Below are 25,197 nucleotides of genomic sequence, written 5' to 3' on the forward strand. Positions count from 1 at the left end.
TCTTCACAGGAAGGGCCCCCACCACCCGGTGGGGGCCCTTCCTGCATTCCGGTGCCGTTCTCCGGAACGGTCGTGGAATGGCCGACGGCCCCGGTTCCGTCAGGACGGACACGGGGCCGCGGTCGTCGGTCGTGGGCCGTCAGGGGACGACCCGCCGGAGGCCGGCGAAGGACAGTGCCGCTGCCACGGCCGCCAGGGCCACCGGGATGGCGACGGCCAGGGTGAGCGTCGACTGGTCCACCAGCCAGGTGCCCACGTCGCCCCACCAGCCGCGCCAGGAGACCAGGACGGCCAGGCCACCGAAGACGACCATCGCGCCGATCACCAGGCCCCAGATGCCGTACTGGCCCCAGCGCTTCATCACCACGCCGATCGCCACACCGAGGAAGGCCGCGGCGAGCATCGGGGCGCCGGAGACGAGCACCTGCAGGGCGATGTTGTCGACGTCCATCTGGCCCGGGGCCCAGAAGTTGAGCCGGACCCCCCAGCCGCCGGTGGCGTCCTCGATCGCGACGAGCAGCGCGACGGCGACCCCGTAGACAAGCGCCGCGACCAGCGCGGCCAGTGCCGTCCCCAGGTAGAAGGTGCGCCGGCTCAGGCTCATCCCCATCGCGAAGGGCATCACCTGGGTGACCGACTGGACGAAGACGACGAGGACGGTGATGTAGAGGGACGCGACGCCGCCGGTGATCCCGCCGCCCGGCTGCGTGCCGGCATCGGTCAGGGACCACACCGCCAGGTTGATGACGAAGCTGAGCGAGACGACGCCCCACGGGATGCCGACGGTCAGCAGCGGGTTCATCGCGTGCAGCCGGGCGGACGCCAGGACGCGGTTCATCGGGTGGCTCCCTCGTAGGGCGTGGAGGAACGGGCGGTGCGGGCCGCGGCGGCCGCCGAGGGCGTCCCCGTGGCGCGCGTGCTCAGGGCGACGACGAGCTGCTGCAGCGGCGTTGGCTCCGCCGTCAGGCCGGACGCCGCGGGGTCGGCCGGGTCGAGCGGCCGGCCGAGGCGCAGGACGGCGCGCGTCGACCCGCCCAGGGCGTCCCGGGTGAGCACCTCGTGCTCCCGTGCCAGCGCCTCGACGCGCTCGGTCGGGCCGGTGACGGTGAGGGCGGAGGCGCGCAGGGTCTCGACGTCGTCGTCGAGGAGGACCCGGCCGCCGTCGAGGAGGACGACGTGCTCGAGCAGCCCGCTGATCTCCTCGATGAGGTGCGTGGACAGGACGATCGTCCGGGGCTCCTCGGCATAGTCGGCGATCAGCCGGTCGTAGAAGAGCTGACGGGCGACGGCGTCGAGGCCCAGGTAGGGCTCGTCGAAGAAGGTGACCGGCGCCCGGGAGGCCAGGCCGATGGTGATGCCGACGGCCGACACCATCCCGCGGGACAGCTTGACCACCGGCCGGCGGGCCGGGAGGTCGAAGTCGGCCACCAGCGAGCGGGCCAGGTCCTCGTCCCAGGTGGGGAAGAGGGTGGCCGCCGCCGCGAGGGCGTCGCGCACCCGGAAGTGGTCGGGGTAGCGCTGGCTCTCCTTGACGAAGCAGATCTGCTGGAGGACGGCGTCGTCCTCGTAGGGGTCGGTGCCGAGCACCCGCACCTGGCCGCTGGTGGGCACGCGGTGCCCGGCGAGCAGCTGCATGAGCGTCGTCTTGCCGGCGCCGTTGCGGCCCAGCAGGCCGGTGATGCCGTCGGTGGCGAAGGAGGTGGTCACCGCGTCGAGGGCGGTGTGCTCCCGGTACCGCATGGTGACGTCGGTCAGGGTCGCGGCGGCGGTCATCGCTCGTCCTCCCAGCGGTCGATCATCCGGGCCAGCTCGGTGGTGGAGATGCCGAGCTTGGAGGCCTCGGTCATCAGGGGGCGGACGTACTGGTCGGCGAACTCGCTGCGGCGGCGCTTGAGCAGCTGCTCCCGGGCGCCCGTGGCGACGAACATCCCGACTCCTCGTCTCTTGTAGAGGACCCCGTCGGTGACGAGCTGGTTGAGGCCCTTGGCGGCTGTCGCGGGGTTGATGCGGTGGAAGGCGCTGAGCTCGTTCGACGAGGGCGCCTGGCTCTCCTCGGGGAGGGAGCCGTCGACGATCGCGTTCTCGATCTGGGCCGCGACCTGCCGGAAGATCGGGCCGGCGTCCTCGTTCACCCGGCGCCCCGGTGTCCCGCCGACTCGCTCTGGTGCCGGGGTTCATTACTCATGTAGTGAACCGTAGGGGCGGTGGAGTTTGACCGTCAAGACCGGCTACGGTCGCGCCGTGGACGACGCCCTGACGCCCTTCACCGTCGACGTCCCCGCGGACGAGGTGGACGACCTCCGCCGCCGGCTGCGCGGCACCCGCTGGCCCGACGCCGCGACGGTCGGCGACTGGTCGCAGGGCGTGCCGCTGGACTGGCTGCGCGAGGTCTGCAGGTACTGGGCCGAGGAGTACGACTGGTCCGCCTGCCAGGCCCGGCTGGACGCCGTCCCCCAGCTGACGACGGTCGTCGACGGGCTGGCGGTCCACCTCCTGCACGTCCCCTCGCCACACCCCGGCGCGCTGCCGCTGGTCCTCACGCACGGCTGGCCCGGGTCGGTGCTCGAGTTCCTCGACCTGATCGGCCCGCTCACCGACCCCGAGGACCCGCGCGACGCGTTCTCCGTCGTCGTCCCCTCGCTGCCCGGCTACGGGTGGAGCGGGCACCCGGAGGCGCCCGGCTGGGGGCCGGCGCGGACCGCGGACGCGTGGGCGGAGGTGATGCGCCGGCTCGGGTACGAGCGCTTCGGGGCGCAGGGCGGGGACATCGGCTCGTTCGTGTCGGCCAACCTGGGCGCGCGCCACCCCGACCGGGTGGCCGGCGTGCACCTCAACATGGTGGTGACCGAGCCGCCGCCCGGGCGGACCGAGTTCGACGAGCGCGAGCAGCGCGCCCTGGACCGGATGCGCACCTTCCGCACCGACGGGTCGTCCTACAGCCACCAGCACCGCACCCGGCCGCAGACCCTCGGCTACGGCCTCACCGACTCCCCGGCCGGGCAGGCCGCGTGGATCCTCGAGAAGTTCGCCGCCTGGACCGACAACGACGGCGACCCGACCTCCGCGATCGCGCTCGACCGGCTGCTGGACGACGTCTCGGTCTACTGGTTCACGCGGACGGCGACGTCGTCGGCGCGGATGTACTGGGAGATGGCCCGGGCGCCGGAGGAGCGGGCACCGCAGGTGGACGTGCCGTCCGGCGTCTCGCTGTTCCCGCACGAGATCTTCGTGCCGCCGCGGGCGTGGGTGGAGCGGCAGCTGACCGACCTGCGGCTCTGGCGCGAGCACGACAGCGGCGGGCACTTCGCGGCGATGGAGCGGCCGGGCGAGCTGCTGGCCGACGTCCGGGAGTTCTTCCGCCCGCTCAGGTAACCGCCGCGACACATCCGGCGATTAGCGTCCGGGCTCCGCCGACCCCCGGAGGACCCCGCGTGCACCTCTCCCCGCACGAGCAGGAGCGCCTGCTGCTCTCCTACGCCGCCGAGCTGGCACGACGACGGCGCGCGCGGGGCCTGCGGCTCAACCTGCCCGAGGCGACGGCGATCGTCACCGACCACGTGCTCGAGGGCGCCCGCGACGGCGTGCTGGTGGCCGAGCTCATGCAGTCGGGCCGCACGGTGCTCACCCGCGACGACGTGATGGACGGCGTCCCCGAGCTGCTGGAGGAGGTGCAGGTGGAGGCCACCTTCCCGGACGGGACCAAGCTGGTCACGGTCCACCACCCGATCCCGTGAGCGGTGGGCCCGTGGTCCCGGGCGAGGTCATCCCCGCCGAGGGGACGATCGAGACGCTCCCCGGTGTCCCGCGGATCGAGCTCGAGGTGACCAACACCGGCGACCGGCCGGTGCAGGTGGGCTCGCACTTCCACTTCGCGCAGACCAACCGCGCCCTGGCCTTCGACCGGGCCGCGGCGGCCGGCCACCGGCTCGACATCGCCGCCGGCACCGCCGTCCGCTTCGAGCCCGGCATCACCCGCACGGTGACGCTGGTGCCGCTGGCCGGCGCGCGCGTGGTCCCCGGCCTGACCGCAGAGGGAGGGCTCGGCTGATGGTGCAGCTGTCCCGCGAGCGCTACGCCCAGCTGTACGGCCCCACGACGGGCGACCGCATCCGGCTGGCCGACACCGACCTTCTGATCGAGGTCGAGGAGGACCGCTGCGGCGGCCCCGGCCGCGCCGGCGAGGAGGCGGTGTTCGGCGGCGGCAAGGTGATCCGCGAGTCGATGGGCCAGGGCCGCGCCACGCGCGCGCAGGGCGCACCCGACCTGGTCATCACCGGCGCCGTCGTCCTGGACCACTGGGGGATCGTCAAGGCCGACGTCGGCATCCGCGACGGGCGGATCGTGGCGCTGGGCAAGGCCGGCAACCCCGACACCATGGACGGCGTCCACCCCGACCTGGTGATCGGCCCGGGCACCGAGGTGATGGCCGGCAACGGCCGGATCCTCACCGCCGGCGGCATCGACTGCCACGTGCACTTCATCTGCCCGCAGATCGTCCCCACGGCGCTCGGCTCCGGGGTCACCACGCTCATCGGCGGCGGCACCGGCCCGGCCGAGGGGTCGAAGGCCACCACGATCACCCCGGGCGCCTGGTACCTGGCCCGGATGCTCGAGGCGATGGACCCGTGGCCGGTGAACGTCGCGCTGCTCGGCAAGGGCAACACCGTCTCGCTCGAGTCGATGGAGGAGCAGCTCCGCGCCGGTGCCAGCGGGTTCAAGCTGCACGAGGACTGGGGCTCCACGCCTGCGGCGATCGACGCCTGCCTCACCGTGGCCGGGCGCAACGGCGTCCCGGTCGCGCTGCACTCGGACACGCTCAACGAGGCCGGGTTCGTCGAGGACACCCTGGCGGCGATCGCCGGCCGGTCGATCCACGCGTACCACACCGAGGGTGCCGGGGGCGGGCACGCGCCGGACATCATCACCGTCGCCGGGCACCCGAACGTGCTCCCGTCGTCGACCAACCCGACCCGGCCGCACACGGTGAACACCCTCGACGAGCACCTCGACATGCTCATGGTCTGCCACCACCTGGACTCCTCCGTGCCGGAGGACCTGGCCTTCGCCGAGAGCCGGATCCGGCCGACGACGATCGCCGCCGAGGACCTGCTGCACGACATCGGCGCCATCTCGATGATCGGCTCCGACGCGCAGGCCATGGGCCGGGTGGGCGAGGTCGTGATGCGCACCTGGCAGACGGCGCACGTGATGAAGCGCAAGCGCGGGTCGCTGGCCGGCGACGGCGCCGCGGACAACCTGCGGGCCCGCCGGTACGTCGCGAAGTACACGATCTGCCCGGCGGTGGCGCACGGCATCGACGGCGAGGTGGGCTCGGTGGAGCCCGGCAAGCTCGCCGACCTCGTGCTGTGGGACCCGCGGTTCTTCGGCGTCCGCCCGCACGCGGTGCTCAAGGGCGGGATGGTCGCATGGGCGCAGATGGGCGACGCCAACGCCTCCATCCCGACGCCGCAGCCGCAGCTCCCGCGGCCGATGTTCGGCGCGTACGGGAGGGTGCCGGCGCTGACCTCGGTGCACTTCGTGGCGCCGGCGGCCCTGGAGGCGGGGCTCGGCGACCGGCTGGCCATCGACCGGCGGCTGACCGCGGTCACCGACACCACCCGGCTCACCAAGGCCGACATGCCGGAGAACACCGCACTGCCGGAGATCCGCGTCGACCCGGACACCTTCACGGTGACCGTGGACGGCGAGGTGTGGGAGCCCGAGCCGGTGCGCGAGCTGCCGATGGCGCAGCGGTACTTCCTGTTCTGATGACGGCCGCTCTGCTGACGCTGGCCGACTCGCGGCTCCCCGCGGGCGGGCACACGCACTCCGGCGGGGTGGAGCAGGCGATCGCGGCCGGGCTGGTGCGCGACCCGACGTCGCTGGCCGCCTTCCTGCTGCGCCGGCTGCAGACCGCTGGTCGGGTCGCCGCGGGGCTCGCCGGAGCGACGTGCCGCGGGGGAGACCTCGCGGCGCTCGATGCGGAGGCCGACGCGCGGACGCCGTCGCCGGCGCTGCGGGCCGCCTCCCGGCAGCAGGGCCGCGGGCTCGTGCGGGTGGGCCGCCGCGCCTGGCCCTCGCCGCTGTGGGACGCCCTGCCCGCCGCGCCGCACCACCCCGTCGCGCTCGGCGTCGCCGCGGCCGCCGGGGGGCTGACGCCCCGCGACGCCGCCGCGGCCGCCGCCTACCTGTCGGTCAGCGGCCCGGCCACCGCGGCGCAGCGGCTGCTCGCCATGGACCCGCTCACCGTCGCCGCCGTCACCGCGCGGCTGGCGCCGGAGATCGACGCCGTCGCCGAGGACTGCCTCTCGCGCGCGGACGGCGAGCTGCCCGCCGACACCGACCCGCTCCTCGACCTGCTGGCCGAGGTGCACGCCACGAGAGGGGACCGCTTCTTTGCCTCCTGACCACAATCTCGACGACTACGTGGACGCCTACGAGCACGGGCACCGGCACGGCGGGCCGCTGCGCGTCGGGCTCGGCGGCCCGGTCGGCTCGGGCAAGACGGCGCTGGCCGCGGCGCTGTGCCGCACGCTCGGCGCCGAGTACGACCTCGCCGTCGTCACCAACGACATCTACACGACCGAGGACGCCGACTTCCTGCGTCGCAATGCCGTCCTCCCCGACGACCGGATCGAGGCGGTGCAGACCGGCTGCTGCCCGCACACCGCCATCCGCGACGACATCACCGCCAACCTCGACGCCGTCGAGCTGCTCGAGGCGCGCCACCCCGGCCTCGAGCTCGTGCTCGTGGAGTCCGGCGGGGACAACCTGACGGCGAGCTTCAGCTACGGGCTGGTCGACGTGCAGGTGTTCGTCGTCGACGTCGCCGGCGGGGACAAGGTGCCGCGCAAGGGCGGACCCGGGGTCACCGCGAGCGACCTGCTCGTGGTGAACAAGACCGACCTCGCGCCGCTGGTGGGCGCCGACCTCGACGTCATGCGGCGCGACTCCGCCGTGGTGCGCGGGGACAAGCCGACCCTGCTCATCTCGCTGCGCGAGGACCCGGCCGCCACCGAGGTGGCCGAGTGGGTGCGCGCGCAGGTGCGGGCGCGGCAGCTGCAGCAGGCGTGAGGACACGGGTCGAGGTCGTCGCGCGGCGGGGGCCCGGCGGGCGCACCGTGCTGCCGGTGGTCCGCGGGAGCGGGCAGCTGGCGGTGCGCCGGACCGGTCCGTCCGCCGTGCACCTGGTGGCGACGGCGTTCGGCCCGCTCGGCGGCGACGACGCGGAGATCCGGTTGGTGGTCGAGGAGGGCGCCGTGCTGGCGGTGCGCTCGGTGGCCGCCGCCGTCGCGCTGCCCGCCCGCGACGGCGACCGGCCCTCGGCGCAGCGCGTCGTCGCGGAGGTGGCCGGGGAGCTCGACCTGCGGATGGAGCCGACCGTCGTCGCCCGGGGCGCGCACCACCGGGCCGGGCTGACGGCGACGCTGACCGCGGGCGCCGTGCTCACCGCCACCGAGCAGGTGCTGCTCGGCCGCACCGGCGAGGAGCCCGGCCGCTGGACCGGCACCACGCGGGTGGTCGCCGACGGGCGACCGCTGGTGCACACGACCGTCGGCCTGGGCCCGGGAGCGCCGGCCTGGCTGCCGCCGGCCGCGCCGCGGGCCTTCGCGTCCACGGTGCACGTGGGGCAGGCTGCCGGGGTGCTGACCGCCGGGGACGCCGTCCGCCTGCCGCTGGAGAACGGGTGGGTGGCCACCGCGTGGGGCGCCGAGCTGCACACCGTGGTGCGCGCGGTGGAGGCGGTGGCGTGACGCTCGTCGTCCGGGCCCGGCGGGTGGTGCTGCCGGGCGGCGAGCGCGCCGCGGCCGTGCACGCGCGGGACGGCGTCGTCACGGCGGTGACGGCGTTCGACGACGTCCCGCCCGGCGCGGTCACCCTCGCCGACGACGAGGTGCTGATCCCGGGGCTTGTCGACAGCCACGTGCACGTCAACGAGCCCGGCCGCACCGAGTGGGAGGGCTTCGCCAGCGCCACCCGGGCCGCGGCCGCCGGCGGGATCACCACGATCGTGGACATGCCGCTGAACTCCGTGCCGGCGACCACCACGCTCGACGCGCTGCGGGTCAAGCGGGACGTCGCGGCGGGGCAGGTCGCCGTCGACGTGGCGTTCTGGGGCGGCGCGGTGCCCGGCAACCTCGCCGAGCTGCGGCCGATGCACGAGGCCGGCGTCGTCGGGTTCAAGTGCTTCCTGCTCGACTCCGGGGTGCCGGAGTTCCCGCCGCTGGACGACGCCGGCCTGCGCGCCGCGCTGGCCGAGCTGGCGGCGTTCGACGGGCTGCTCATCGCGCACGCCGAGGACGAGGCGGTCATCGACGCGGCGCCCGACCCCGCGGGCGCGAGCTACGCGGCGTTCCTCGCCTCCCGGCCGCCCGCGGCGGAGGAGACGGCGATCGGCCGGCTGGTCGCGGCCACGCGGGACACCGGCGCGCGCAGCCACGTCGTCCACCTGGCCGACGGCGACGCGCTGCCGCTGCTGCGCGCCGCCCGGGCCTCCGGCGTGCGCGTCACCGTGGAGACCTGCCCGCACTACCTGACCTTCGCCGCCGAGGACGTGCCCGACGGCGACACCGCCTACAAGTGCTGCCCGCCGATCCGCGAGGCGGCGCACCGGGAGGCGCTGTGGGGCGCGTTGCGGGCCGGCGACGTCGACCTGGTCGTGAGTGACCACTCGCCGTGCACGCCCGAGCTCAAGCGGCTCGACGTCGGCGACTTCGGGTTGGCCTGGGGCGGCATCGCCGGCCTGCAGGTGACTCTGCCGGCGGTGTGGACCGGGGCGCGGGCCCGCGGCATCCCGCTCCCGCAGGTGGTCGGGTGGATGGCGGAGGCGCCGGCGCGGCTGGCCGGGCTCCCGGGCAAGGGCGCGATCGCCGTCGGGCGGGACGCCGACCTGGTGGCCTTCGCGCCCGACGAGCCGTTCACCGTCGGACGGCTGGAGCACCGCAACCCGGTGACGCCGTACGCCGGGCGGGAGCTCACCGGCGTCGTCCGGCGGACCTGGCTGCGCGGGCGGGAGGCCGACGGCAGCCCCCTCGGTCGGTTGCTCGGCCGAGGGGGCTGGTGACGGGCTGGAACGGCTCGCCTGCAGGGTCCCGCCGCGAGCCTGCGAGTGGTGGGGGGCAGGCGGGTCCTTCTACTGCTGCTCGCCCTCCTCGCGGGCGGCGTCGTCCATGATCTTCGGGTCGTCGGTGGAGCCCCCGGCGGGGTCGGCGTTGCCCAGCGCGGTCTCGGCGGGCATCTGCCGGACGTGCTCGCGGGCGCGCTCGCGCAGGTCGTCGGTCGGTTCGGACACGGGTCCTCCTCGGGGTCTGGTGGAACGCCGGACCCCTACCCCGCCCGTGACACAGTGACCCCCGCCGACCCCGGAGGAGAGCCGTGAGCGACCCGTTCGACCTGCCCGACCTCGCCGTGCGCACCCAGGGCGGTGCCGTGGTCGTGGCCAACGACGAGTTCTTCGCCGGCAAGGAGGCCCTCGTCCTGCCCGGCCCGGCGCGCGCCCGCGACGACTTCGGCGCCCGCGGCAAGGAGTACGACGGCTGGGAGACCCGCCGCCGCCGCGAGCCCGGGCACGACGAGGCGGTCGTGCGGCTCGGCATGCCGGGGGTGGTGCGCGCCGTCGTCGTGGACACGGCGTTCTTCCTCGGCAACTACCCGCCGCGGGCGTCGCTGGAGGGCGCGGCGGTGGAGGGCCACCCGCCGGCGTCCGCGCTGGCCGACGCCGACTGGGTGCCGCTGCTGCCCCTGTCGGACCTGGCCGGCGGCACGGCGAACCGCTTCGTCGTCGAGCCCGGGCCGCGGGTGACGCACGTGCGGCTGTCCATCCACCCCGACGGCGGCGTGGCCCGCCTGCGGGTGCACGGCGAGGTGGTGCCCGACCCGCGACTGCTCGACGCCGGCCCCTGCGACCTCGCGGCGCTGGAGAACGGCGGCCGGGTGACCGGGGTGAGCAACGCGTTCTACGGCAGCCCGCACCAGCTCATCGGCCGCGGCGAGGCCCGCTCGATGGGGGAGGGGTGGGAGAACGCGCGGCGCCGCGACGGGGGCAACGACTGGGTCGACGTCGCGCTGGCCTGCGAGGGCACGGTGACCCTCGCCGAGCTCGACACCTCCTGGTTCCTCGGCAACGCGCCCGGCGCGGCGGCCCTCACCGGCCGGACGGCGGACGGCGCCGAGGTGGAGCTGCTGCCCCGCACGCCGTTGCAGCCCGACACCCGGCACCGCTTCGTGCTCCCCGGCGACGCTGCGGTGACCTCGGTCCGGATGGACGTGTTCCCCGACGGCGGCATGGCCCGGCTGCGGCTGTGGGGCCGCCCGAGCGGTGCCGGCCGCGCCGCCCTGCAGCAGCGGTGGGAGGCCACGGCCGGGCGCTGAGGAGGGCCGAGCGTGTGCGCCGGCGCGGCATCCGGGGGTCCGGAACGCGGCGTCGGGGCACACGCTCCGAGGCGTTCCCGCGGGAACGTCCCGGGATGGCACGCGGAGCGGCGGGTAGGTGGCGCCCGTGGCGACGATCGCGATGACCGGGTCCACCGACGGCATCGGCCGGGCGGCCGCACGGCAGCTGCTGGCCGACGGGCACACCGTCGTCCTGCACGCCCGCAGCGAGGCCCGGGGCGAGCCGGTGGCCGAGGAGCTGGGGCGGCTCGGCGACGTCCGGCTGGTCACCGGCGACCTGGCCGACCTCGGCGAGGTGCGCGCGCTGGCCGACCGGATCGGCCAGGTCGACGCGCTCGTGCACAACGCCGGCGTGTGGCCGGCCGACGGCGCGGCGCCCAGCGCGCAGGGCCACGAGGTCGCCTTCGCCGTCAACGCGCTGGCGCCGCACCTGCTGACCGCCCTCCTGCGCGACCGGGTGCGCGAGCGGCTGGTCTTCCTCGGCAGCGGCATGGTCGGCTCGGGCCGCGTCGACCCCGACGACCTCGGCACCCCGCGGGACTCCCGCCGGGCCTACGCCGACTCCAAGGCCCTCGACGTCGTGCTGTCCCTCGGCTGGGCCCGCCGCCTGCCGCACCTGCGGGTGGGCGCCGTCGACCCCGGCTGGGTGCGCACGAAGCTCGCCTCCGCGGGGGCGCCGGGCGACGTCGAGGACGGCGGCGCGCGGGTGGCGCTGGCCGCGGCCGGCGACTGGCCGGGCGGCTACACCGCCGGCCGCCGCCCGGCGCGCACGCCGGGCGCGCTGGAGGACACCGCCCTGCAGGACCGCGTGCTGGCCGCGATGGACCGCCTGGCCGGGCTCGGGAGCTGAGCGGATGCGGCGGCGCCGCCTCCCGGTGCCGGGATGCGGCGCCGGCGCATCCGCTCACGTCCCCGTGAGGTGCTCCGGGCGGACCGGCACGCGGGTCAGCGGCAGGCCGGTGGCCTGGCGGATCGCGGCGAGCACCGCCGGACCGGACGAGATGTTGGGCGCCTCGCCGACGCCGCGCAGCCCGTAGGGGGCGTGCGGGTCGGCGTACTCCAGGACCTCGATGCGCATCGGCGGCATGTCGAGCACCGTGGGGATCAGGTAGTCGGTGAACGACGGGTTCTGCACCCGGCCGTCGCGCACCAGGATCTCCTCCATCACCGCGAGGCCCAGGCCCTGCGCGGTGCCGCCCTGGATCTGCCCGATCACCGCCTGCGGGTTGATCGCCTTGCCCACGTCCTGGGTGCAGGCCATCTCCACGACCTTGACCAGGCCGAGTTCGGTGTCGACGTCGACCACGGCGCGGTGCGCGGAGAACGCGTACTGCACGTGCGCGAAGCCCTGGCCGGTCTCCGGGTCGATCGGCTCGGTGCGCCGGTGCCGCCACTCCAGCGTCTCCTCGACGACGTCGTCGCCGAGCACCTCGGCCAGCGTCAGCGCGACGCCGTCGCCGTCGGAGACGACCTTGCCGCCGTCGAGCCGCAGGTCGGGCACCGCCCGGCCCACCAGGTCCCGGGCGCGGGCGAGCACCCGCTCCCGCACCGCCTCGCACGCGGCCTTCACCGCGCCGCCGGTGACGTAGGTCTGCCGCGACGCGGAGGTGGAGCCGGCCGAGCCGACGGCGGTGTCCTTCGGGGCGACGACGACCCGCTCGACGCCGAGCTCGGTGCGGGCGATCTGCTGCTCGACGGTGACCAGGCCCTGTCCCACCTCGGCCGCCGCGGTGTGCACGGTGGCCACCGCCTCGCCGCCGAGGACCTCCAGCCGCACCCGCGCGGTGGAGTGGTCGTCGAAGCCCTCGGAGAAGGCGACGTTCTTGTAGGCGACGGCGTACCCGACGCCGCGCCGCACGCCCTCGCCGTGGGTGGTGTTGGAGACCCCGCCCGGCATGTCGCGCAGGTCGACGTCGTCGCCGGTGGCCGGCGCCGGGGGCATCGGCATGGCCTCCAGCCGGCGCAGCAGCTCGACGACCGGCGCCGCGCTGTCGACCACCTGCCCGTTGGGGGTGACCGACCCCTCCTCCATCGCGTTGCGGCAGCGCAGCTCGACCGGGTCCATGCCGAGCTCGGCGGCGAGGGCGTCCATCTGCGACTCGTAGGCGAACGCGGTCTGCACCGAGCCGAACCCGCGCATGGCGCCGCACGGCGGGTTGTTGGTGTAGGCGCCGTAGCAGTCGACGTGCACGTTCGGGACGACGTAGGGGCCCAGGCCCATCGTGCCGGCGTTGCCGACGACCGCGGGCGTGCTCGAGGCGTACGCGCCGCCGTCGAGGTAGATCGTGGCCCGGACGAAGACGAGGTCGCCGTCGCGGGTGGCGCCGTGCTCGTAGCGCATGGTGGCCGGGTGCCGGTGCACGTGGCCGAAGAAGGACTCCTCGCGGTTGTAGGACATCTTCACCGGCCGGCCGGTGTGCAGCGCCAGCAGGCAGGCGTGCACGTGCATGGAGAGGTCCTCGCGGCCGCCGAACGCCCCACCGACGCCGGCGAGGGTCAGCCGCACCTTCTCCTCGGGCATGCCCAGCGCCGCGCAGATCTGCCGCTGGTCGACGTGCAGCCACTGGGTGGCCACGTAGAGGTCGACGCCGCCGTCCTCGGCCGGGACCGCGAGCCCGGACTCCGGCCCGAGGAACGCCTGGTCCTGCATGCCGACCTCGTACTCGCCGACCACCACGACGTCGGCCGTGGGATCGGGGTCGCCCCTGCGGATCTTCAGGTGGCGCACCAGGTTGCCCTGCGGGTGCAGGTGGGCGCTCTCGCGGCTCAGCTCGGTGACCTCGGCGGGGGTCTCGTGCACCTGGTTCCACGTCGGGTGCCCCAGCGCGGTGCGGGCGTCGGTGACCGGCTCCCACACCTCGTAGTCGACGACGACGCGCGCGGCGGCCCGCCGGGCGGTGTCGGGGTGGTCGGCGGCCACCAGCGCCACCGGCTCGCCCTGGTAGCGGACGACGTCGAGCGCGAGCACCGGCTGGTCGGCGAGCTCGAGGCCGTAGACCTTCTCGCCGGGGACGTCGTCGGAGGTGAGCACGGCGTGCACGCCCGGGACGGCGAGCGCGGGGCCGACGTCGATCGAGCGGATGCGGGCGTAGGGGTGCGGGCTGCGCAGCGTGACGCCCCACAGCATGTCGTCCATCCACAGGTCGCTGCCGTAGGCGAACTCGCCGCGGACCTTGAGGACGCCGTCGGGGCGCTGCGCGTCGGCGCCGATGCCGCCCCCGGCGCCGGTCAGGTGCGCCGGGGCGCCGCTCGGGGCGCGGGTGGGGGTGCTCATCGCGCCTCACCTGCCATGCGGTCGGCGGCCAGCCGGACGGCGTCGAGGATCTTCTCGTAGCCGGTGCAGCGGCAGAGGTTCCCGGCCAGCGCCTCGCGGATCTCGGCGTCGGCGGGCCTGCGGCCCTCGGCGCGGGTGCGGGCGACCAGGTCGTCGGTGGCCACCAGCAGGCCGGGCGTGCAGAAGCCGCACTGGACGGCGCCGGCCTCGAGGAACGCCTCCTGGACCGGGTGCAGCTCGCCGGCGGGCGCGAGGCCCTCGACGGTGCCGACCTCGCGGCCCTGCGCCTGGCCGGCGGCGACCAGGCAGGCGCAGACCGGGACGTCGTCGAGGTAGACGGTGCACGAGCCGCACTCGCCCTGCTCGCAGGCGTTCTTCGACCCGGGCAGCCCCATCCGCTCGCGCAGGACGTAGAGCAGGCTCTCGCCCTCCCACACGTCGTCGACCTCGCGGGGCGTGCCGTTGACCGAGCAGCTCAGGCGCACGTCGGGTCTCCCTTGCGGTAGTCGGCCCTGTACTCGGACCAGGCCCAGGTGAGGGTGCGGCGGGCCATCACGGACAGGGCGTGCACGCGGTAGGCGGCGGTGCCCCGGACGTCGTCGATGGGGGCGGCGGCCGCGGCGACCAGCTCGCCGAAGCGCCCGGCGGTGGCGGCCGGCAGCTCGCCGCGGGACTCCCACAGCCCGTCGAGCTCGCCGGCGAGGAACTCCTCGGCCTCCGGCGCGCGGCGCGGGGTGGGGGCGGCCGACCCGATGCCGGTGCCGACGGCGCGGCGGTCGGGGTGCAGGGCCAGGCCGAAGGCGGCGACGGCGATGACCATCGCGTTGCGGGTGCCGATCTTGCTGTACTGCTGCGGCCCGGCCGGCGGGCGGATGCGGACGGCGGCGATCAGCTCGTCGTCGGCCAGGGCGGAGCGCTTGACGCCCCGGTAGAAGTCCGCGACCGGGATGGTGCGGGTGCCGCGGACGCTCGCCACCTCGACCTCGGCGCCGGCGGCCAGCAGCGCGGGGTGCGCGTCGCCGGCCGGGGAGGCGGTGGCCAGGTTGCCGCCGACGGTGCCGCGGTTGCGGATCTGCGGCGAGCCGATCGTGCGGGCCGCCATCGCCAGCCCGGGCAGCCGGTCGCCGAGCTCGCTGATCACCCGGGCGTAGGGGACGCCGGCGCCGAGCCGCACCGCGCCGTCGTCGAGGCCCCACTCCTGGAGCTCGGGCACGCGGGTGAGGTCGATGAGCGTCGTCGGGCGCAGGCGGCCGAAGTTGACCGCCACCATGACGTCGGTGCCCCCGGCGATCGGGACGGCGTCGCGGGCGGCGGCCTTCGCCTCCAGCGCCTCCGCCCACGTCGCGGGCTGCAGGAAGTCCATCGTCGCTCCTGGTGGCTCAGGCCCCCGGGTTCCCGGGGGACGGCCACGGTAGCCCCGGTGCGTTCCGATCGGGTTGCACGCCGTCACGTGGCGACTCGCCGCGTTCACACGGGCTGGGCAGGATGCGGCGGGTGGAGACGACCGCCGACCTGCTGGTGCACGGTGCCGACCTGCTCGCCACCCTCGACGACGGCCGGCGCGAGATCCCCGGCGGCTGGGTCGCCGTCACCGGCGGGGTGGTGAGCGGCGTCGGCGGGCCGGGCGACCCGCGGCCGGACGCCGCCCGCACCGTGGACGCGCGCGGCTGCCTGGTGACGCCCGGGCTGGTCAACACCCACCACCACCTGTACCAGAACCTCACCCGCTCGTTCGCGCCCGCGCTGACCGGCGGGCTCTTCGAGTGGCTGGTCACCCTGTACCCGCTGTGGGCGCGGCTGGACGAGGAGGCCGCGTACGTGTCGGCCTACGTCGGGCTGACCGAGCTCGCGCTGGCCGGGTGCACCACCTCCACCGACCACCTCTACGTGCACCCGCGCGGCGCCGGCGACCTGATCGGCGCCGAGGTGCGCGCCGCGCAGGACCTCGGGATGCGCTCGCACTTCACGCGGGGCTCGATGTCGCTGTCGATGAAGGACGGCGGGCTGCCGCCGGACTCCGTCGTCCAGGACGACGACGAGGTCCTCGCGGAGTCGCAGCGGCTGGTGGAGGCCCACCACGACCGCTCGCCGCACGCGCTGACCCGGCTGGCGCTGGCGCCGTGCTCGCCGTTCAGCGTCTCCACGGAGCTGATGACCCGGACGGCGGAGCTGGCCGAGCGGCTCGACGTCCGGCTGCACACCCACCTCGCCGAGACGCAGGACGAGGACGCCTTCTGCCTCGAGCGCTTCGGCCGCCGCCCGGTCGACTACCTCGCCGACGTCGGCTGGATGACCGACCGCACCTGGCTCGCGCACGTGGTGTGGCCCTCGGCCGACGAGGTGACCCGGCTCGGGGCCGCGCGGGTCGGGGCGGCGCACTGTCCGTCGTCGAACATGGTGCTGGGCAGCGGGCTCTCACCGGTGGCGGAGCTGCGGGCGGCCGGGGCGCCGGTGGGGCTGGGCGTCGACGGGTCGGCGTCGGCGGACGCGGCGTCGCTGTGGCTGGAGGCCCGCACCGCCATGCTGCAGGGCAAGCTCCGGCACGGCGCCGGCGCCTTCTCCGCCCGCGACGCCCTGGAGATCGCCACCCGCGGCGGCGCGGCGTGTCTGGGGCGCACCGGCGAGATCGGCCAGCTGTCGGTGGGTGCGTGCGGCGACCTCGCCGTCTGGCCGCTCACCGGGCCGGCGTTCGCGGGCGCGCTGTCGGACCCGGTGGAGGCGTGGCTGCGCTGCGGGCCCGTGGCCGCGCGGCACACCGTGGTCGGCGGGCGGTTCGTGGTGGAGGACGGCGCGCCGGTGCACCCCGGCCTCGACGAGCAGCTCGCCGTCCACCGCCGGGTGAGCGAGCGCATGCAGGCGGCGGTGGACGCGGCATAGGAAGCAATCCGCACGTTCCGACGGCGGATACGTGCGGAAAGCTTCCAATGCCTCCTACAGGGCGGCGGCGAGGGCCTCGAGGTCGTCGAGGGTGGCGTCCAGGTGCGGCGACACCCGCAGCACCGGCCCGGTCATCTCGCCCGGCGCCCGCTCCGGGCCGGCCGCGGTGGTGACGACGCCGTGCTCGGCGAGCAGCCGCGCCCGGGTGGCCGCGACGTCGACGCCGTCCGGCGGGCGCAGCGTGGTCGTCGAGGTGGGCTCGCCGGCCGGCTCCACCACCGACCAGCCCGCCGCGCCGTCGAGCACCGTCCGCGCCGCCCGGCCCAGCGCCGCCAGCCGCTCGCGCACCCGGTCGGGACCGGCGGCCAGGTGCTCCCCGACCGCCAGCACCAGCCCGACCCGCCCGGCCACGTGCGCCTCGCCGCTCTCCAGTGCGCGCAGCGGCGGCACGTCCCCGGGCGCCGGGACCGCCGGGGTGAGCTCCGCGGCCACCGCCGGGCGCACGCACAGCACGCCGACGCCGCGCGGCCCGGCCAGCCACTTGCGGGAGGTCGAGTAGACGACGTCGGCGCCGAGGTCGACGTCGACGTGCCCGAGCGACTGCGCGGCGTCGAGCACCAGCGGCACCCCGTGCGCCCGGCACAGCGCCGCCACCTCGCGGGCCGGCTGCACGACGCCGCGGTGGCTGCCCACGTGCGTGAGGTGCACGAACCGCGGCGGGTCGGCGGTCAGCAGCCGCTCCAGCGCGGCGACGTCGACCCGCCCGTCGCCGTCGGAGGCCACCGGGACCACCTCGAGGCCGGCCGCCCGCAGCAGCGCCAGGTTCGGCCCGTACTCGCCGGTCGGCGCCGCCACCCGTGTGCCGGCCGGCAGCCGCCAGGCGGCCAGCAGCGCCGCGAGCGCCGCCTGCGCCGACTCGACGAAGACGACGTCGGCCGCCGCCATGCCGGCCAGCCCGCCGATCACGCTGCGGCCCTGCTGCAGCAGGTGCTCGGCCGCGGCCTGCGCCACGTAGCCGCCGAGCTCGGCCTCGTGCCGGGCGTGCTGCGCGACCGCGCCGAGCACCCGCTCGCTCTGCCGGCTGCACGCGGCGGAGTCCAGGTGCCGGCCGGCCGCGCGGGGGCGGGCGGTGCGCCAGGCGGCGGCGAGGTCGTCGTGCGGCAGCAGCAGGTCGAGCGCGGTCACCCCGCGACGCTAGCGCTCAGGACTCCAGCAGCCCCCGGGCCACCGACTCGCCGGAGTGCGCGGGATCGCCGTCGAGGGGCTCCACGGAGACGTCGACGACCGGGTACTCGCCGATGTCGATGCCCGGCGGCAGCTCGAACTCCTCCGTGCCGGCGCGGACCACCCCGAGCGGGACCAGCCCGGACACCGACTCGGTGAGCAGCCAGGCCTCGTAGTAGCCCTCGGCCGGCGCGTCGGCGGCGAGCTCCACCCGCAGCACCCGCGTGCCGTCCTCGCGCTCGACGACCGACGCGGTGCCGGTGGCGTCGCTGCCGGCCAGCGGGTCGAGCTGCGCCGCGGCGACGGCGACGCCCGCGTCCTCCCGGCCGGACAGCGCCACCGCGCCGGCGCCGATGCCGAGCCCCACCACCAGCGCCGCGGCGGCGGCGAGCAGCAGCCGGGAGCGGCGCGGGCGCAGCGGCACCACCGGGGCGACCGGCGGCTGGGGTGCGACCGGCCCGGCGGCGACGGGCCGGGGTGCCGACCGCTCGGGCGGGAGGGGTGCGAGCGGGACGGGCGGCGCGTCGGGCACGGGGCCGGCCGGCGGGGCCGACGCCGCCACCACCTGCGGGCGCGGGGCGCTCGAGACGCCGGTGGCCGCGGCGATCCCGGCCCACAGCGCGGGCGGGGGAGCGACCGGCGCCGTCGGCTCGGCCAGCTCGGGGACGGTGAGCACGTCGACGGCGCGGCGCAGCCGGCCCACCTCGTCGGTGCACGAGGCGCAGCCGGCCAGGTGCTCGGCGGCGTCGGGACCCAGCGGCTCGCGCAGCGCCGCCAGGCCGAGGTCCTCAGGCGTGCAGTGCGGCACCGTCCACCTCCAACCGGTCGCGCAGGCGCTCCAGGGTGCGCCGGATGTGGCTCTTGACCGTCCCCAGCGGCAGGCCGGTGCGCTCGGCGATCTGCGCGTGGGTGAGGTCGGCGAAGAACGCCAGCTCGATGATGCCGCGCTGGGGCTGCCCCAGGCGGTCCAGCTCGCCGAGCAGCAGCACGCGGTCGGCGACGGCGGCGTCGACCGGCTGCGGGCCGCCGGCCGGGCGGGCCTGCGCCTCGATCAGCGCGGCCTCGGCGGCGCGGCGCTGGCGGTCCCGCCTGGCCCAGGTGTCGGCGATCTTGTGGCGGCAGACGCCGGTCAGCCACGCGGGCAGCGGGCCCTGGTCGGGGCGGTAGCCGGCGCGGCCGGTCCAGGCGGAGACGAATGTCTGCTGGGTGACGTCCTCGGCGTCGGGGCCGGGGCCGAAGGCCCGCACCGCCATGCCGTGCACGCGGGCGGCCCAGCGCTCGTAGGCCCAGGCCAGCGCCTGCTCGTCGCCCGCGGCGAAGCGGCGCCCGACCTCGTCGTCGTCGGGCTCCGCCGCGCCCGGGGGCACCGGCTCGGCCTGGGTGGTCACCTCGCCGACCCTAGGCGACCACCGGCCCGTGCGGGGCTCGAGCAGGCCGGTCACGGGGCCGGCTCCGCCACGACGACGAGGTTGTCGCGGTATCCGCCGAGGTCGGGGAGGAACGGTCCGCCGCAGGTGACGAGGGTCAGCCGGGGCGGTCCGTCGCGGCGGAACAGGTCGTCGACCGGCAGGGCGCCCTTGTCGAGCAGTTCCCGGCCGAGGACCCGCCAGCGGGTGACGGTCCCGGCGGCGTCGGTGACCAGCACCTCGTCGCCGGGCTCGGCCGCGCGCAGCGCCGCCATCGCGCCGAGGCCCTGCTCGACGTCGTCGACGTGCCCGGCGACGACGGCCGAGCCGGGTGCGCCGGGCGCCGGGCCGAAGCGGTACCAGCCGGCGCGGTCGACGTCGTCGGGGATGGCCATCTGCCCGTCGTCCGCGGTGCCCACCGCGTCGACGGGGACGTCGAGGCCGCGGGCGGGCACCTCGACCCGCACCGGCGGGACCACCTGGGCGGCGGGGGACGGCGCGGCGTCACGGGTGGTCACCTGCGGGAGGGCCGGCGACGGCGGAGGTGCCGTCGTCGGGGTCGCGGCCGGTGTCGGGGCGGGCGCGAGGGCCTGCTCGACGGGCGCGCCCGCCGCCGCCGGGGGCCGGGTCAGCTCCCACGCGGTGGGCACGCCCACGGCGAGGGCCAGGCCCAGGGCCACGCCGGCGGCAGCGGGTCGCACGGCCGTCAGGCCCGCGTCGTGGCGAGCCGGCGGGCGGCCAGGCCGGCGCCGACGAGACCCAGGGCGGACAGGCCGAGCAGCGGCACCGGCAGGCCCTCGTCGTCGGCCAGGCCCGCGCTGCCGCCGGGGACGCCGGACGGCGAGGAGTGGCCACCGCCGATCGTCTGGACGGCGAGCTCGTAGCCGGCCTCCTCGGAGCCCCACGCGTAGACGATCGTGGTGGCGCCCTCGGCGACCTCGAGGTCGGCCGGGCCGATGGCGACCGTGGAGGTGCCGGCCAGGACGACGTCGGCGCTCACGGTGCCCGCCGGGACCTCCAGCGAGGCCTCGTTCGGGTTGGCGAGGTTCGGCACGATCACCTGGCCGCCGGCGCGGACGTCGACGGCGGGGGCGGCGGCGGTGTGCCGGACGGTGACCCGGCCCTGGCCCGCGGCCACCTCGGAGACGTCGTTGACGAACGGGGTGAGCGCCGGCTGGCCCTCGGCGGTCAGGTGGGCGACGACCGTGGCGTTGGCGCCGGACGGGACGGCGACGTCGTTCGCCGACAACAGCGGGGTGCCCGAGCCGTCGGGGGCGTCGGCGGGGAAGAGCGCCAGGTCGTAGGAGCCGGCCGGCAGCGACAGCGGGTCGGTCAGGGTGCCGGGCTGGAAGTCGTCGATGAGCCGCTCGCCGTTGGCGTAGACGTCCACCGGGGTGTCCGGGACGGCGTGCAGGACCGAGACGGTGGCGTCGGCCGCCGAGGCGGGGGCGACGCCGAGGGCCAGCAGTGCGCCGGTACCGGCGACGGTGGCGATGCCGAGGGTGCGGGTGCGGGTCACGGGGACCTCCGGGGTCGGGGTGTGCTGACACCCCCTCTTCCGGCGTCCTCCCAGGTCCGGATGCAGTCCCGGGCGAGGTCGTGCTCTGCACGCGGTCGTGTGCAGAGCACGAGGTGCGCTTCGTGCTCTGCCCACCGGGGTGGGCAGAGCACGACCCGGCTCAGGACACCGGTGCGGGGACCGAGAGGGAGACGCCGAAGTCGCCGGCCGGGTCGGTCCACCAGTGCGTCATCGCCAGCCCGGCCGCGGCGAGCTCGGCCTCGACGCCCTCGCGGCGGAACTTCGCCGACACCTCGGTGCGCAGGTCCTCACCGGCGGCGAACGGCACCTCCAGCCCGAGCGCCGGCACCGCCACCACCTGCTCGGTGCGCGAGCGCAGCCGCATCTCGATCCACTCGGCGTCGGCGTCCCACAGCGCCACGTGCTCGAACGCGTCGGGGTCCACCTCGGCGCCGAGCTCCCGGCGCAGCACCGCCAGCACGTTGCGGTTGAACGCCGCGGTCACCCCGGCGGCGTCGTCGTAGGCGCGCACCAGCCGCGCCGGGTCCTTGACCAGGTCGGTGCCGAGGAGGAAGGAGTCGCCGGGCCGCAGCGTGGCCGCGAGGTCGCGCAGGAACGCCGCCCGCGGGCCGGGCTCGAGGTTGCCGATCGTGGAGCCGAGGAAGGCCACCAGCCGCCGGCCGGTGCGCGGCAGCCGGTGCAGGTCGCGGGTGAGGTCGGCGACCAGCGGCTCGACGGCGACGCCCGGGTACTCCGCGCGGATCGCCGCGCCGGCCGCCGCGAGCACCGTCGGGTCGACGTCGACCGGCACGAACCGGCGCAGCGTCCCCGCACGCGAGAGCGCGGTGAGCAGCAGCCGCGTCTTCTCCGACGTGCCGCTGCCGAGCTCCACCAGCACGTCGGCGCCCGAGGCCGCTGCGATCGCGCCGGCGTGCGCCTCGAGGACCGCCCGCTCGGCGCGGGTCGGGTAGTACTCGGGCAGCCGGGTGATCTCGTCGAACAGCTCGCTGCCGCGGGCGTCGTAGAACCACCGCGGCGGCAGCGTCCTCGGCGTCGCGGTGAGCCCGGCCCGCACGTCGGCGGCCAGCGCGGCGGCGGCGTCGGGGCCCAGGCGGTCCTGCGTGTCGGTCACGGAGCTCCTCTGCTCGGGCGGTCGAGGGGGGTCACGGTGAGGCCGTCGGGCGTCACGGCGACCAGTGATCGGTCGGGGAGGTCGGTCCAGGCCGGGTCGTCGTCCCACGGCTCGCTGGCCAGCGCCGTCCCCTCGTCGGTGACCAGCGCCGACAGCGTGTCGCCCCAGGTGGTGGCCAGCAGCCGGGTGCCGTCGGCGGCGAGCAGGTTGAGCCGGGCGGCGGGGTCCGCGGCGCCCACCTCCCGGACGACGTCGCCGAGCGCCTCGGGCCCGCGGGCGAAGACCAGCGCGGCGAGCAGCGCGCTGTCGACGGTGGACTCCGCGTCGCGCACCGGCGGCAGCACCGCCCGGTCGACCCGGCCGTTGTGCGACAGCAGCCACCGGCCGTCGGTGAACGGCGCGGCCGCGCTCTCCTCCAGCGGCATGCCGACGGTGGCCGAGCGGACGGCGGCGACGACACAGCCCGACCGCAGCACCGGCGCGACCGAGGCGAACGACGGGTCACCCCACAGCGGCCGCGCCGAGCGCCACCGCGCCGGGCCCTCGCGCCCCTCGGCCCAGAAGCCGACGCCCCAGCCGTCGGCGTTGACGGTGCCGTACCGCTGCCGTCGCGGCGCCCACGACTGCACGAGCAGCGACGACGGCGGCTCGAGCACCAGCGACGCGAGCGACCGCGGCCGGCCGAGCCAGGCGAGGTGGCGGCACACGGCTACGCGTCCCAGGCCAGCCGGAACCCGCTGAACACCTGCCGGCGGACCGGGTGGTCCCAGTTGCGGAAGCTCGGCCGCAGGATCGAGGGCTGCACCGACCACGCGCCGCCGCGCAGCACCTTGTAGTCGCCGCCGAAGAAGGGCTGCGAGTAGTCGGCGTAGAGCATCGGTCGGAAGCCGGGCCAGGCGGTGAACCCCGACGACGTCCACTCCCAGACGTCGCCGATCATCTGCTCGGCGCCGCACGGGGAGGCCGACGCCGGGTAGGCGCCGGCGGGCGCGGGCCGGAGCGCCCCGCCGCCGAGGTTCGCCAGCCCCGGCGCGGGGTCGGCGTCGCCCCACGGCCAGCGCCGCCGCGTGCCGGTGGCGGGGTCCCAGACGGCGGCCTTCTCCCACTCGGCCTCCGTCGGCAGCCGGGCGCCGGCCCAGGCGGCGTACGCCTCGGCCTCGAAGAAGGTCACGTGCTGCACCGGCTCGTCGGGCGGCACCTCCTCCAGCACGCCGAAGCGGGTGCGCACCGTGCCGTCGGGGCTCCAGTTCCGCGGCCCGGTGAGGCCGGCCTCCTGCCGGTGCGCCCAGCCGCGCGCCGACCACCAGCGCGGCGTGTCGTAGCCGCCGTCGGCGACGAAGGCGGCGTACTCGGCGTTGGTCACCGGCACCCGGCCGATGCGGAAGGCGGGGACGTCGACCACGTGCGCCGGCCGCTCGTTGTCCAGCGAGAACGGCTCGTCGGCGGCGTCGACACCGAGCACGAACGGGCCGCCGGGCACGGGCACCGACGTCCCGGCCACGCCCGGCCGGCCCGGCGGCAGCGGGTCGCCGTCGCCGAGCAGCGGCGGGCCGGTGCGCAGGCCGAGGGTCTGCAGCATGGTCTCCGCGTGCTGGGCCTCGTGGCTCACGACCATCGCGACGTCGAAGGGGTCGTCGTCCGGTCCGGAGCGCTCCAGCCGGTCGAGCACCCGCCCGCGCACCTCCCCGACGTAGGCGCGCGCCTCCACCGGCGGCAGCAGCGGCAGCCGGTCGCGCACCGCCCGGGGGTGGGTGAAGGCGTCGTAGAGCGCCTCGACGGCGGGCGGCAGCAGGCCCCGCCGGCGGGCGTCGCCGCCGCGCAGCAGCCACAGGTCCTCCTGCTGGCCGACGTGCGCGAGGTCCCACACCAGTGGGCTCATCAGCGGACTGTGCTGGCGCAGCAGCTCGGGGTCGTCGTGGTCGGTGAGCAGCAGGGTGCGCCGGCGGGCGGCCTCCAGCTCGCGGGCGAGCAGTTCGGTGGGCGCGGTCACGGCAGGTCCTCCGGGCCGGGGGGCGGCAGGGTGGCGGTGAGCAGGGCGGCGACGGGGTCGGGGAGCAGCAGGTCGCCGGGGCAGCGGCCGGACTCCGCGAGCGCGGCGAGCGCCTCGGCCTCCGGGCGCAGCGCGGCGGGGACGGCGGGCAGCGCCGCGGCCACGCAGGCTCCCGCGGCGGCGCGCAGCGCGGGGTCGGCCAGCCCGTCGCGGGCGGCGCGGGTCCAGGCGCCGGCCACGGGCGCGGTGGCGTCGGCGGCGGCGTCGGCGGCCCGCGCGTCGTCGAGCAGCGCGGTGGTGACGGCGGCCAGCGCCGGCCACCACGGCTCGGGGGCGGCGTCGAGGTAGCGGATCTCCAGGTAGCCGCGCGGGCGGACCGGCGGGAACAGCGTGGACAGGTGGTAGTCGAGGTCGGCCGCCGTCGGCCGGCGCCCGCCCAGCGGCGCGGCGCCGGTGACCCAGTCGGCGAACGGCACCCGGGCGCGGACCGGCTCCGCCGCGCCGCTCCCCGGGTCGCGCACCAGCATCACCGGGGCGGCGAGGGCGTAGTCGGCCCACTCGCCGGCCGGGTCGGGGCCGCCGAGCAGCGGGCCGCAGCGGCGCTGGTCGAGCGCGCCCCACACCCGCTGGCGCGCCGAGCGCCAGCCGGTGGCCCGCCCGCCGGCCAGCGGCGAGCAGGCCGACAGCGCCACCAGCACCGGGCCGATCCGGTGGGCCAGCGACACCCGGGCGCCCCAGCCCTCCCGCGGGCCGGCGTCCAGGTTCACCTGCAGCGACGCGGTCGCCGTCATCATCGCCGCACCGGCGTCGCCGCAGCCCGCGGCGGCGAAGTGCCGCTCCATCGCCCGGTACCGCGGCGCGGGGCTCACGCGCGCGGGCGCGCGCAGCGGGTCGGTGCCCAGCGGCGCGAGCCCCAGCCGGTCCCCGGCCAGCGCCGCGGCGAGCACCGCCCGGTCGGCCCGCAGGGCGGCCACGGCCGCGCCGGCGCCGGGCAGCGGCGGGCCGGACAGCTCCACCTGACCGCCGGGCTCGAGCGTCACCCGCGACCCGCCGGGCAGCGGCGGGAGCCCGGCGACCGCGGCCGTGACGCGCTCCCAGGGCACCCGGTCCGCGGGCGCGTCCAGGTCGACCAGGTGCGCCTCGAGTTCCAGGCCGACGGTGCCCACGGGCCCCGGCCGCAGCGCGGCGGCGGTGACGGCCGCGGCGGCGGCGTCCAGGTCGAGCGCCGTGCACTCCTCCACGACGGGCGCCATGGCGCCCACCCCCCTCCAGGTCCGGACCGGTCGCCGGGGCGACCGCGGGTCAGTGCGGGGGCGGCCTCCAGTGCGCGGCCGTCCTCGGCTCCCATCCAGTCAGGCGACGGCCGCGGTGACAACCCCCGCG

27 protein-coding genes are annotated in these 25,197 nt (G+C 76.8%); 11 read left to right on the forward strand and 16 right to left on the reverse strand.

All coding sequences use genetic code 11. From position 1 onward, the window contains the following. Positions 1 to 139: 139 nt before the first annotated feature. The 3 genes from WA616_RS23905 to WA616_RS23915 are packed head-to-tail and all read right to left on the reverse strand — an operon-like array spanning position 140 to position 2,132. Positions 140 to 838, reverse strand: a complete 699-nt coding sequence (locus WA616_RS23905; protein ID WP_336033800.1) for a hypothetical protein — start codon at positions 836 to 838, stop codon at positions 140 to 142. Next, complete coding sequence (locus tag WA616_RS23910) at positions 835 to 1,773, reverse strand: ABC transporter ATP-binding protein (RefSeq protein WP_336033801.1); 939 nt, start codon at positions 1,771 to 1,773, stop codon at positions 835 to 837. Before WA616_RS23910 ends, WA616_RS23905 begins: the two co-directional genes overlap by 4 nt. After that, the gene (locus tag WA616_RS23915; RefSeq protein WP_073417720.1) at positions 1,770 to 2,132 is read right to left on the reverse strand and encodes a GntR family transcriptional regulator; all 363 of its coding nucleotides are present in this window, start codon (positions 2,130 to 2,132) and stop codon (positions 1,770 to 1,772) included. Before WA616_RS23915 ends, WA616_RS23910 begins: the two co-directional genes overlap by 4 nt. A gap of 109 nt (positions 2,133 to 2,241) precedes the next feature. Here WA616_RS23915 and WA616_RS23920 point away from each other — a divergent pair, with 109 nt between their 5' ends. The 8 genes from WA616_RS23920 to allB are packed head-to-tail and all read left to right on the forward strand — an operon-like array spanning position 2,242 to position 9,064. Further along, positions 2,242 to 3,372 carry an epoxide hydrolase family protein gene (locus WA616_RS23920; protein WP_336033804.1) on the forward strand — a complete coding sequence of 377 codons (1,131 nt, stop codon included), beginning with the start codon at positions 2,242 to 2,244 and terminating at the stop codon, positions 3,370 to 3,372. Between the two features lie 59 nt (positions 3,373 to 3,431). Further along, a complete protein-coding gene (locus tag WA616_RS23925) occupies positions 3,432 to 3,734 on the forward strand; it encodes an urease subunit gamma (protein WP_073417724.1) in 303 nt (100 codons plus the stop codon). Next, positions 3,731 to 4,048, forward strand: a complete 318-nt coding sequence (locus WA616_RS23930; protein ID WP_336033806.1) for an urease subunit beta — start codon at positions 3,731 to 3,733, stop codon at positions 4,046 to 4,048. Before WA616_RS23925 ends, WA616_RS23930 begins: the two co-directional genes overlap by 4 nt. Continuing rightward, a complete protein-coding gene (locus WA616_RS23935; RefSeq protein WP_336033808.1) occupies positions 4,048 to 5,769 on the forward strand; it encodes an urease subunit alpha in 1,722 nt (573 codons plus the stop codon). The genes WA616_RS23930 and WA616_RS23935 overlap by 1 nt, the downstream gene beginning before the upstream one ends. After that, complete coding sequence (locus tag WA616_RS23940; RefSeq protein ID WP_336033809.1) at positions 5,769 to 6,407, forward strand: urease accessory protein UreF; 639 nt, start codon at positions 5,769 to 5,771, stop codon at positions 6,405 to 6,407. The genes WA616_RS23935 and WA616_RS23940 overlap by 1 nt, the downstream gene beginning before the upstream one ends. A 19-nt stretch (positions 6,408 to 6,426) precedes the next feature. After that, positions 6,427 to 7,074 carry an urease accessory protein UreG gene (gene ureG / locus WA616_RS23945; RefSeq protein ID WP_336033811.1) on the forward strand — a complete coding sequence of 216 codons (648 nt, stop codon included), beginning with the start codon at positions 6,427 to 6,429 and terminating at the stop codon, positions 7,072 to 7,074. Next, positions 7,071 to 7,754 (forward strand): urease accessory protein UreD, encoded by a 684-nt coding sequence (locus WA616_RS23950; protein ID WP_336033813.1) that lies wholly within the window; start codon positions 7,071 to 7,073, stop codon positions 7,752 to 7,754. The genes ureG and WA616_RS23950 overlap by 4 nt, the downstream gene beginning before the upstream one ends. Beyond that, positions 7,751 to 9,064, forward strand: coding sequence for an allantoinase AllB (gene allB / locus WA616_RS23955; protein ID WP_336033815.1), 1,314 nt, complete (start codon positions 7,751 to 7,753; stop codon positions 9,062 to 9,064). The genes WA616_RS23950 and allB overlap by 4 nt, the downstream gene beginning before the upstream one ends. 69 nt (positions 9,065 to 9,133) lie before the next feature. Here the strand turns inward: allB and WA616_RS23960 are convergent, their stop codons facing one another. Then, a complete protein-coding gene (locus tag WA616_RS23960; RefSeq protein WP_336033817.1) occupies positions 9,134 to 9,292 on the reverse strand; it encodes a hypothetical protein in 159 nt (52 codons plus the stop codon). Positions 9,293 to 9,375: 83 nt separating this feature from the next. On the opposite strand from WA616_RS23960, the gene alc reads away from it, so the two are divergent. After that, positions 9,376 to 10,371, forward strand: coding sequence for an allantoicase (gene alc / locus WA616_RS23965; RefSeq protein ID WP_336033819.1), 996 nt, complete (start codon positions 9,376 to 9,378; stop codon positions 10,369 to 10,371). Positions 10,372 to 10,498: 127 nt separating this feature from the next. After that, the gene (locus tag WA616_RS23970; protein ID WP_336033821.1) at positions 10,499 to 11,242 is read left to right on the forward strand and encodes an SDR family NAD(P)-dependent oxidoreductase; all 744 of its coding nucleotides are present in this window, start codon (positions 10,499 to 10,501) and stop codon (positions 11,240 to 11,242) included. A gap of 54 nt (positions 11,243 to 11,296) precedes the next feature. Here the strand turns inward: WA616_RS23970 and pucD are convergent, their stop codons facing one another. From pucD to WA616_RS23985, 3 genes are read right to left on the reverse strand one after another with little or no spacing between them, the layout of a single operon-like run. After that, the gene (pucD, locus tag WA616_RS23975) at positions 11,297 to 13,666 is read right to left on the reverse strand and encodes a xanthine dehydrogenase subunit D (protein ID WP_336033823.1); all 2,370 of its coding nucleotides are present in this window, start codon (positions 13,664 to 13,666) and stop codon (positions 11,297 to 11,299) included. Beyond that, positions 13,663 to 14,151, reverse strand: a complete 489-nt coding sequence (locus WA616_RS23980; protein WP_336033825.1) for a (2Fe-2S)-binding protein — start codon at positions 14,149 to 14,151, stop codon at positions 13,663 to 13,665. The genes pucD and WA616_RS23980 overlap by 4 nt, the downstream gene beginning before the upstream one ends. Continuing rightward, positions 14,142 to 15,029 carry an FAD binding domain-containing protein gene (locus WA616_RS23985; protein WP_336033826.1) on the reverse strand — a complete coding sequence of 296 codons (888 nt, stop codon included), beginning with the start codon at positions 15,027 to 15,029 and terminating at the stop codon, positions 14,142 to 14,144. Before WA616_RS23985 ends, WA616_RS23980 begins: the two co-directional genes overlap by 10 nt. Before the next feature lie 131 nt (positions 15,030 to 15,160). Here WA616_RS23985 and WA616_RS23990 point away from each other — a divergent pair, with 131 nt between their 5' ends. Then, positions 15,161 to 16,543: an 8-oxoguanine deaminase gene (locus WA616_RS23990; RefSeq protein WP_336033828.1), complete on the forward strand. Its 1,383-nt coding sequence runs from the start codon at positions 15,161 to 15,163 to the stop codon at positions 16,541 to 16,543. Positions 16,544 to 16,597: 54 nt separating this feature from the next. On the opposite strand, the gene egtE is transcribed toward WA616_RS23990, so the two are convergent. From egtE to egtA, 9 genes are all read right to left on the reverse strand, one after another. Beyond that, positions 16,598 to 17,728, reverse strand: coding sequence for an ergothioneine biosynthesis PLP-dependent enzyme EgtE (gene egtE, locus WA616_RS23995; RefSeq protein WP_336033830.1), 1,131 nt, complete (start codon positions 17,726 to 17,728; stop codon positions 16,598 to 16,600). 16 nt (positions 17,729 to 17,744) lie between these two features. After that, entirely contained in the window at positions 17,745 to 18,575 is an 831-nt protein-coding gene (locus WA616_RS24000; protein ID WP_336033832.1) for an anti-sigma factor, read from the reverse strand. Continuing rightward, a complete protein-coding gene (locus WA616_RS24005) occupies positions 18,556 to 19,155 on the reverse strand; it encodes an RNA polymerase sigma factor (protein WP_336033834.1) in 600 nt (199 codons plus the stop codon). Before WA616_RS24005 ends, WA616_RS24000 begins: the two co-directional genes overlap by 20 nt. Positions 19,156 to 19,205: 50 nt before the next feature. After that, positions 19,206 to 19,874, reverse strand: coding sequence for a class F sortase (locus tag WA616_RS24010; RefSeq protein WP_336033836.1), 669 nt, complete (start codon positions 19,872 to 19,874; stop codon positions 19,206 to 19,208). A 5-nt stretch (positions 19,875 to 19,879) separates the two neighbouring features. Further along, on the reverse strand, positions 19,880 to 20,692 hold the full coding sequence (locus tag WA616_RS24015) for a DUF4397 domain-containing protein (RefSeq protein WP_336033838.1): 813 nt from the start codon (positions 20,690 to 20,692) through the stop codon (positions 19,880 to 19,882). 160 nt (positions 20,693 to 20,852) lie between these two features. Next, the gene (egtD, locus tag WA616_RS24020) at positions 20,853 to 21,824 is read right to left on the reverse strand and encodes an L-histidine N(alpha)-methyltransferase (RefSeq protein WP_336033839.1); all 972 of its coding nucleotides are present in this window, start codon (positions 21,822 to 21,824) and stop codon (positions 20,853 to 20,855) included. Beyond that, positions 21,821 to 22,531 carry an ergothioneine biosynthesis protein EgtC gene (gene egtC / locus WA616_RS24025; RefSeq protein ID WP_336033841.1) on the reverse strand — a complete coding sequence of 237 codons (711 nt, stop codon included), beginning with the start codon at positions 22,529 to 22,531 and terminating at the stop codon, positions 21,821 to 21,823. Before egtC ends, egtD begins: the two co-directional genes overlap by 4 nt. Positions 22,532 to 22,533: 2 nt before the next feature. After that, entirely contained in the window at positions 22,534 to 23,814 is a 1,281-nt protein-coding gene (egtB, locus tag WA616_RS24030; RefSeq protein ID WP_336033843.1) for an ergothioneine biosynthesis protein EgtB, read from the reverse strand. Then, positions 23,811 to 25,067, reverse strand: a complete 1,257-nt coding sequence (egtA, locus tag WA616_RS24035) for an ergothioneine biosynthesis glutamate--cysteine ligase EgtA (RefSeq protein ID WP_336033844.1) — start codon at positions 25,065 to 25,067, stop codon at positions 23,811 to 23,813. The genes egtB and egtA overlap by 4 nt, the downstream gene beginning before the upstream one ends. Positions 25,068 to 25,197 lie beyond the last annotated feature (130 nt).

Origin of the sequence: Geodermatophilus sp. FMUSA9-8, assembly GCF_037034165.1 — a bacterium.
Classification (GTDB): domain Bacteria; phylum Actinomycetota; class Actinomycetes; order Mycobacteriales; family Geodermatophilaceae; genus Geodermatophilus; species Geodermatophilus nigrescens.

Bases quoted from the DNA above. Each gene is read 5' to 3' on its own strand.
- egtA (WP_336033844.1), bottom strand. From the start codon at position 25,067: ATGGCGCCCGTCGTGGAGGAGTGCACGGCGCTCGACCTGGACGCCGCC.
- WA616_RS23935 (WP_336033808.1), top strand. From the start codon at position 4,048: ATGGTGCAGCTGTCCCGCGAGCGCTACGCCCAGCTGTACGGCCCCACG.
- pucD (WP_336033823.1), bottom strand. From the start codon at position 13,666: ATGAGCACCCCCACCCGCGCCCCGAGCGGCGCCCCGGCGCACCTGACC.
- WA616_RS23905 (WP_336033800.1), bottom strand. From the start codon at position 838: ATGAACCGCGTCCTGGCGTCCGCCCGGCTGCACGCGATGAACCCGCTG.
- WA616_RS23910 (WP_336033801.1), bottom strand. From the start codon at position 1,773: ATGACCGCCGCCGCGACCCTGACCGACGTCACCATGCGGTACCGGGAG.
- WA616_RS23940 (WP_336033809.1), top strand. From the start codon at position 5,769: ATGACGGCCGCTCTGCTGACGCTGGCCGACTCGCGGCTCCCCGCGGGC.
- WA616_RS23985 (WP_336033826.1), bottom strand. From the start codon at position 15,029: ATGGACTTCCTGCAGCCCGCGACGTGGGCGGAGGCGCTGGAGGCGAAG.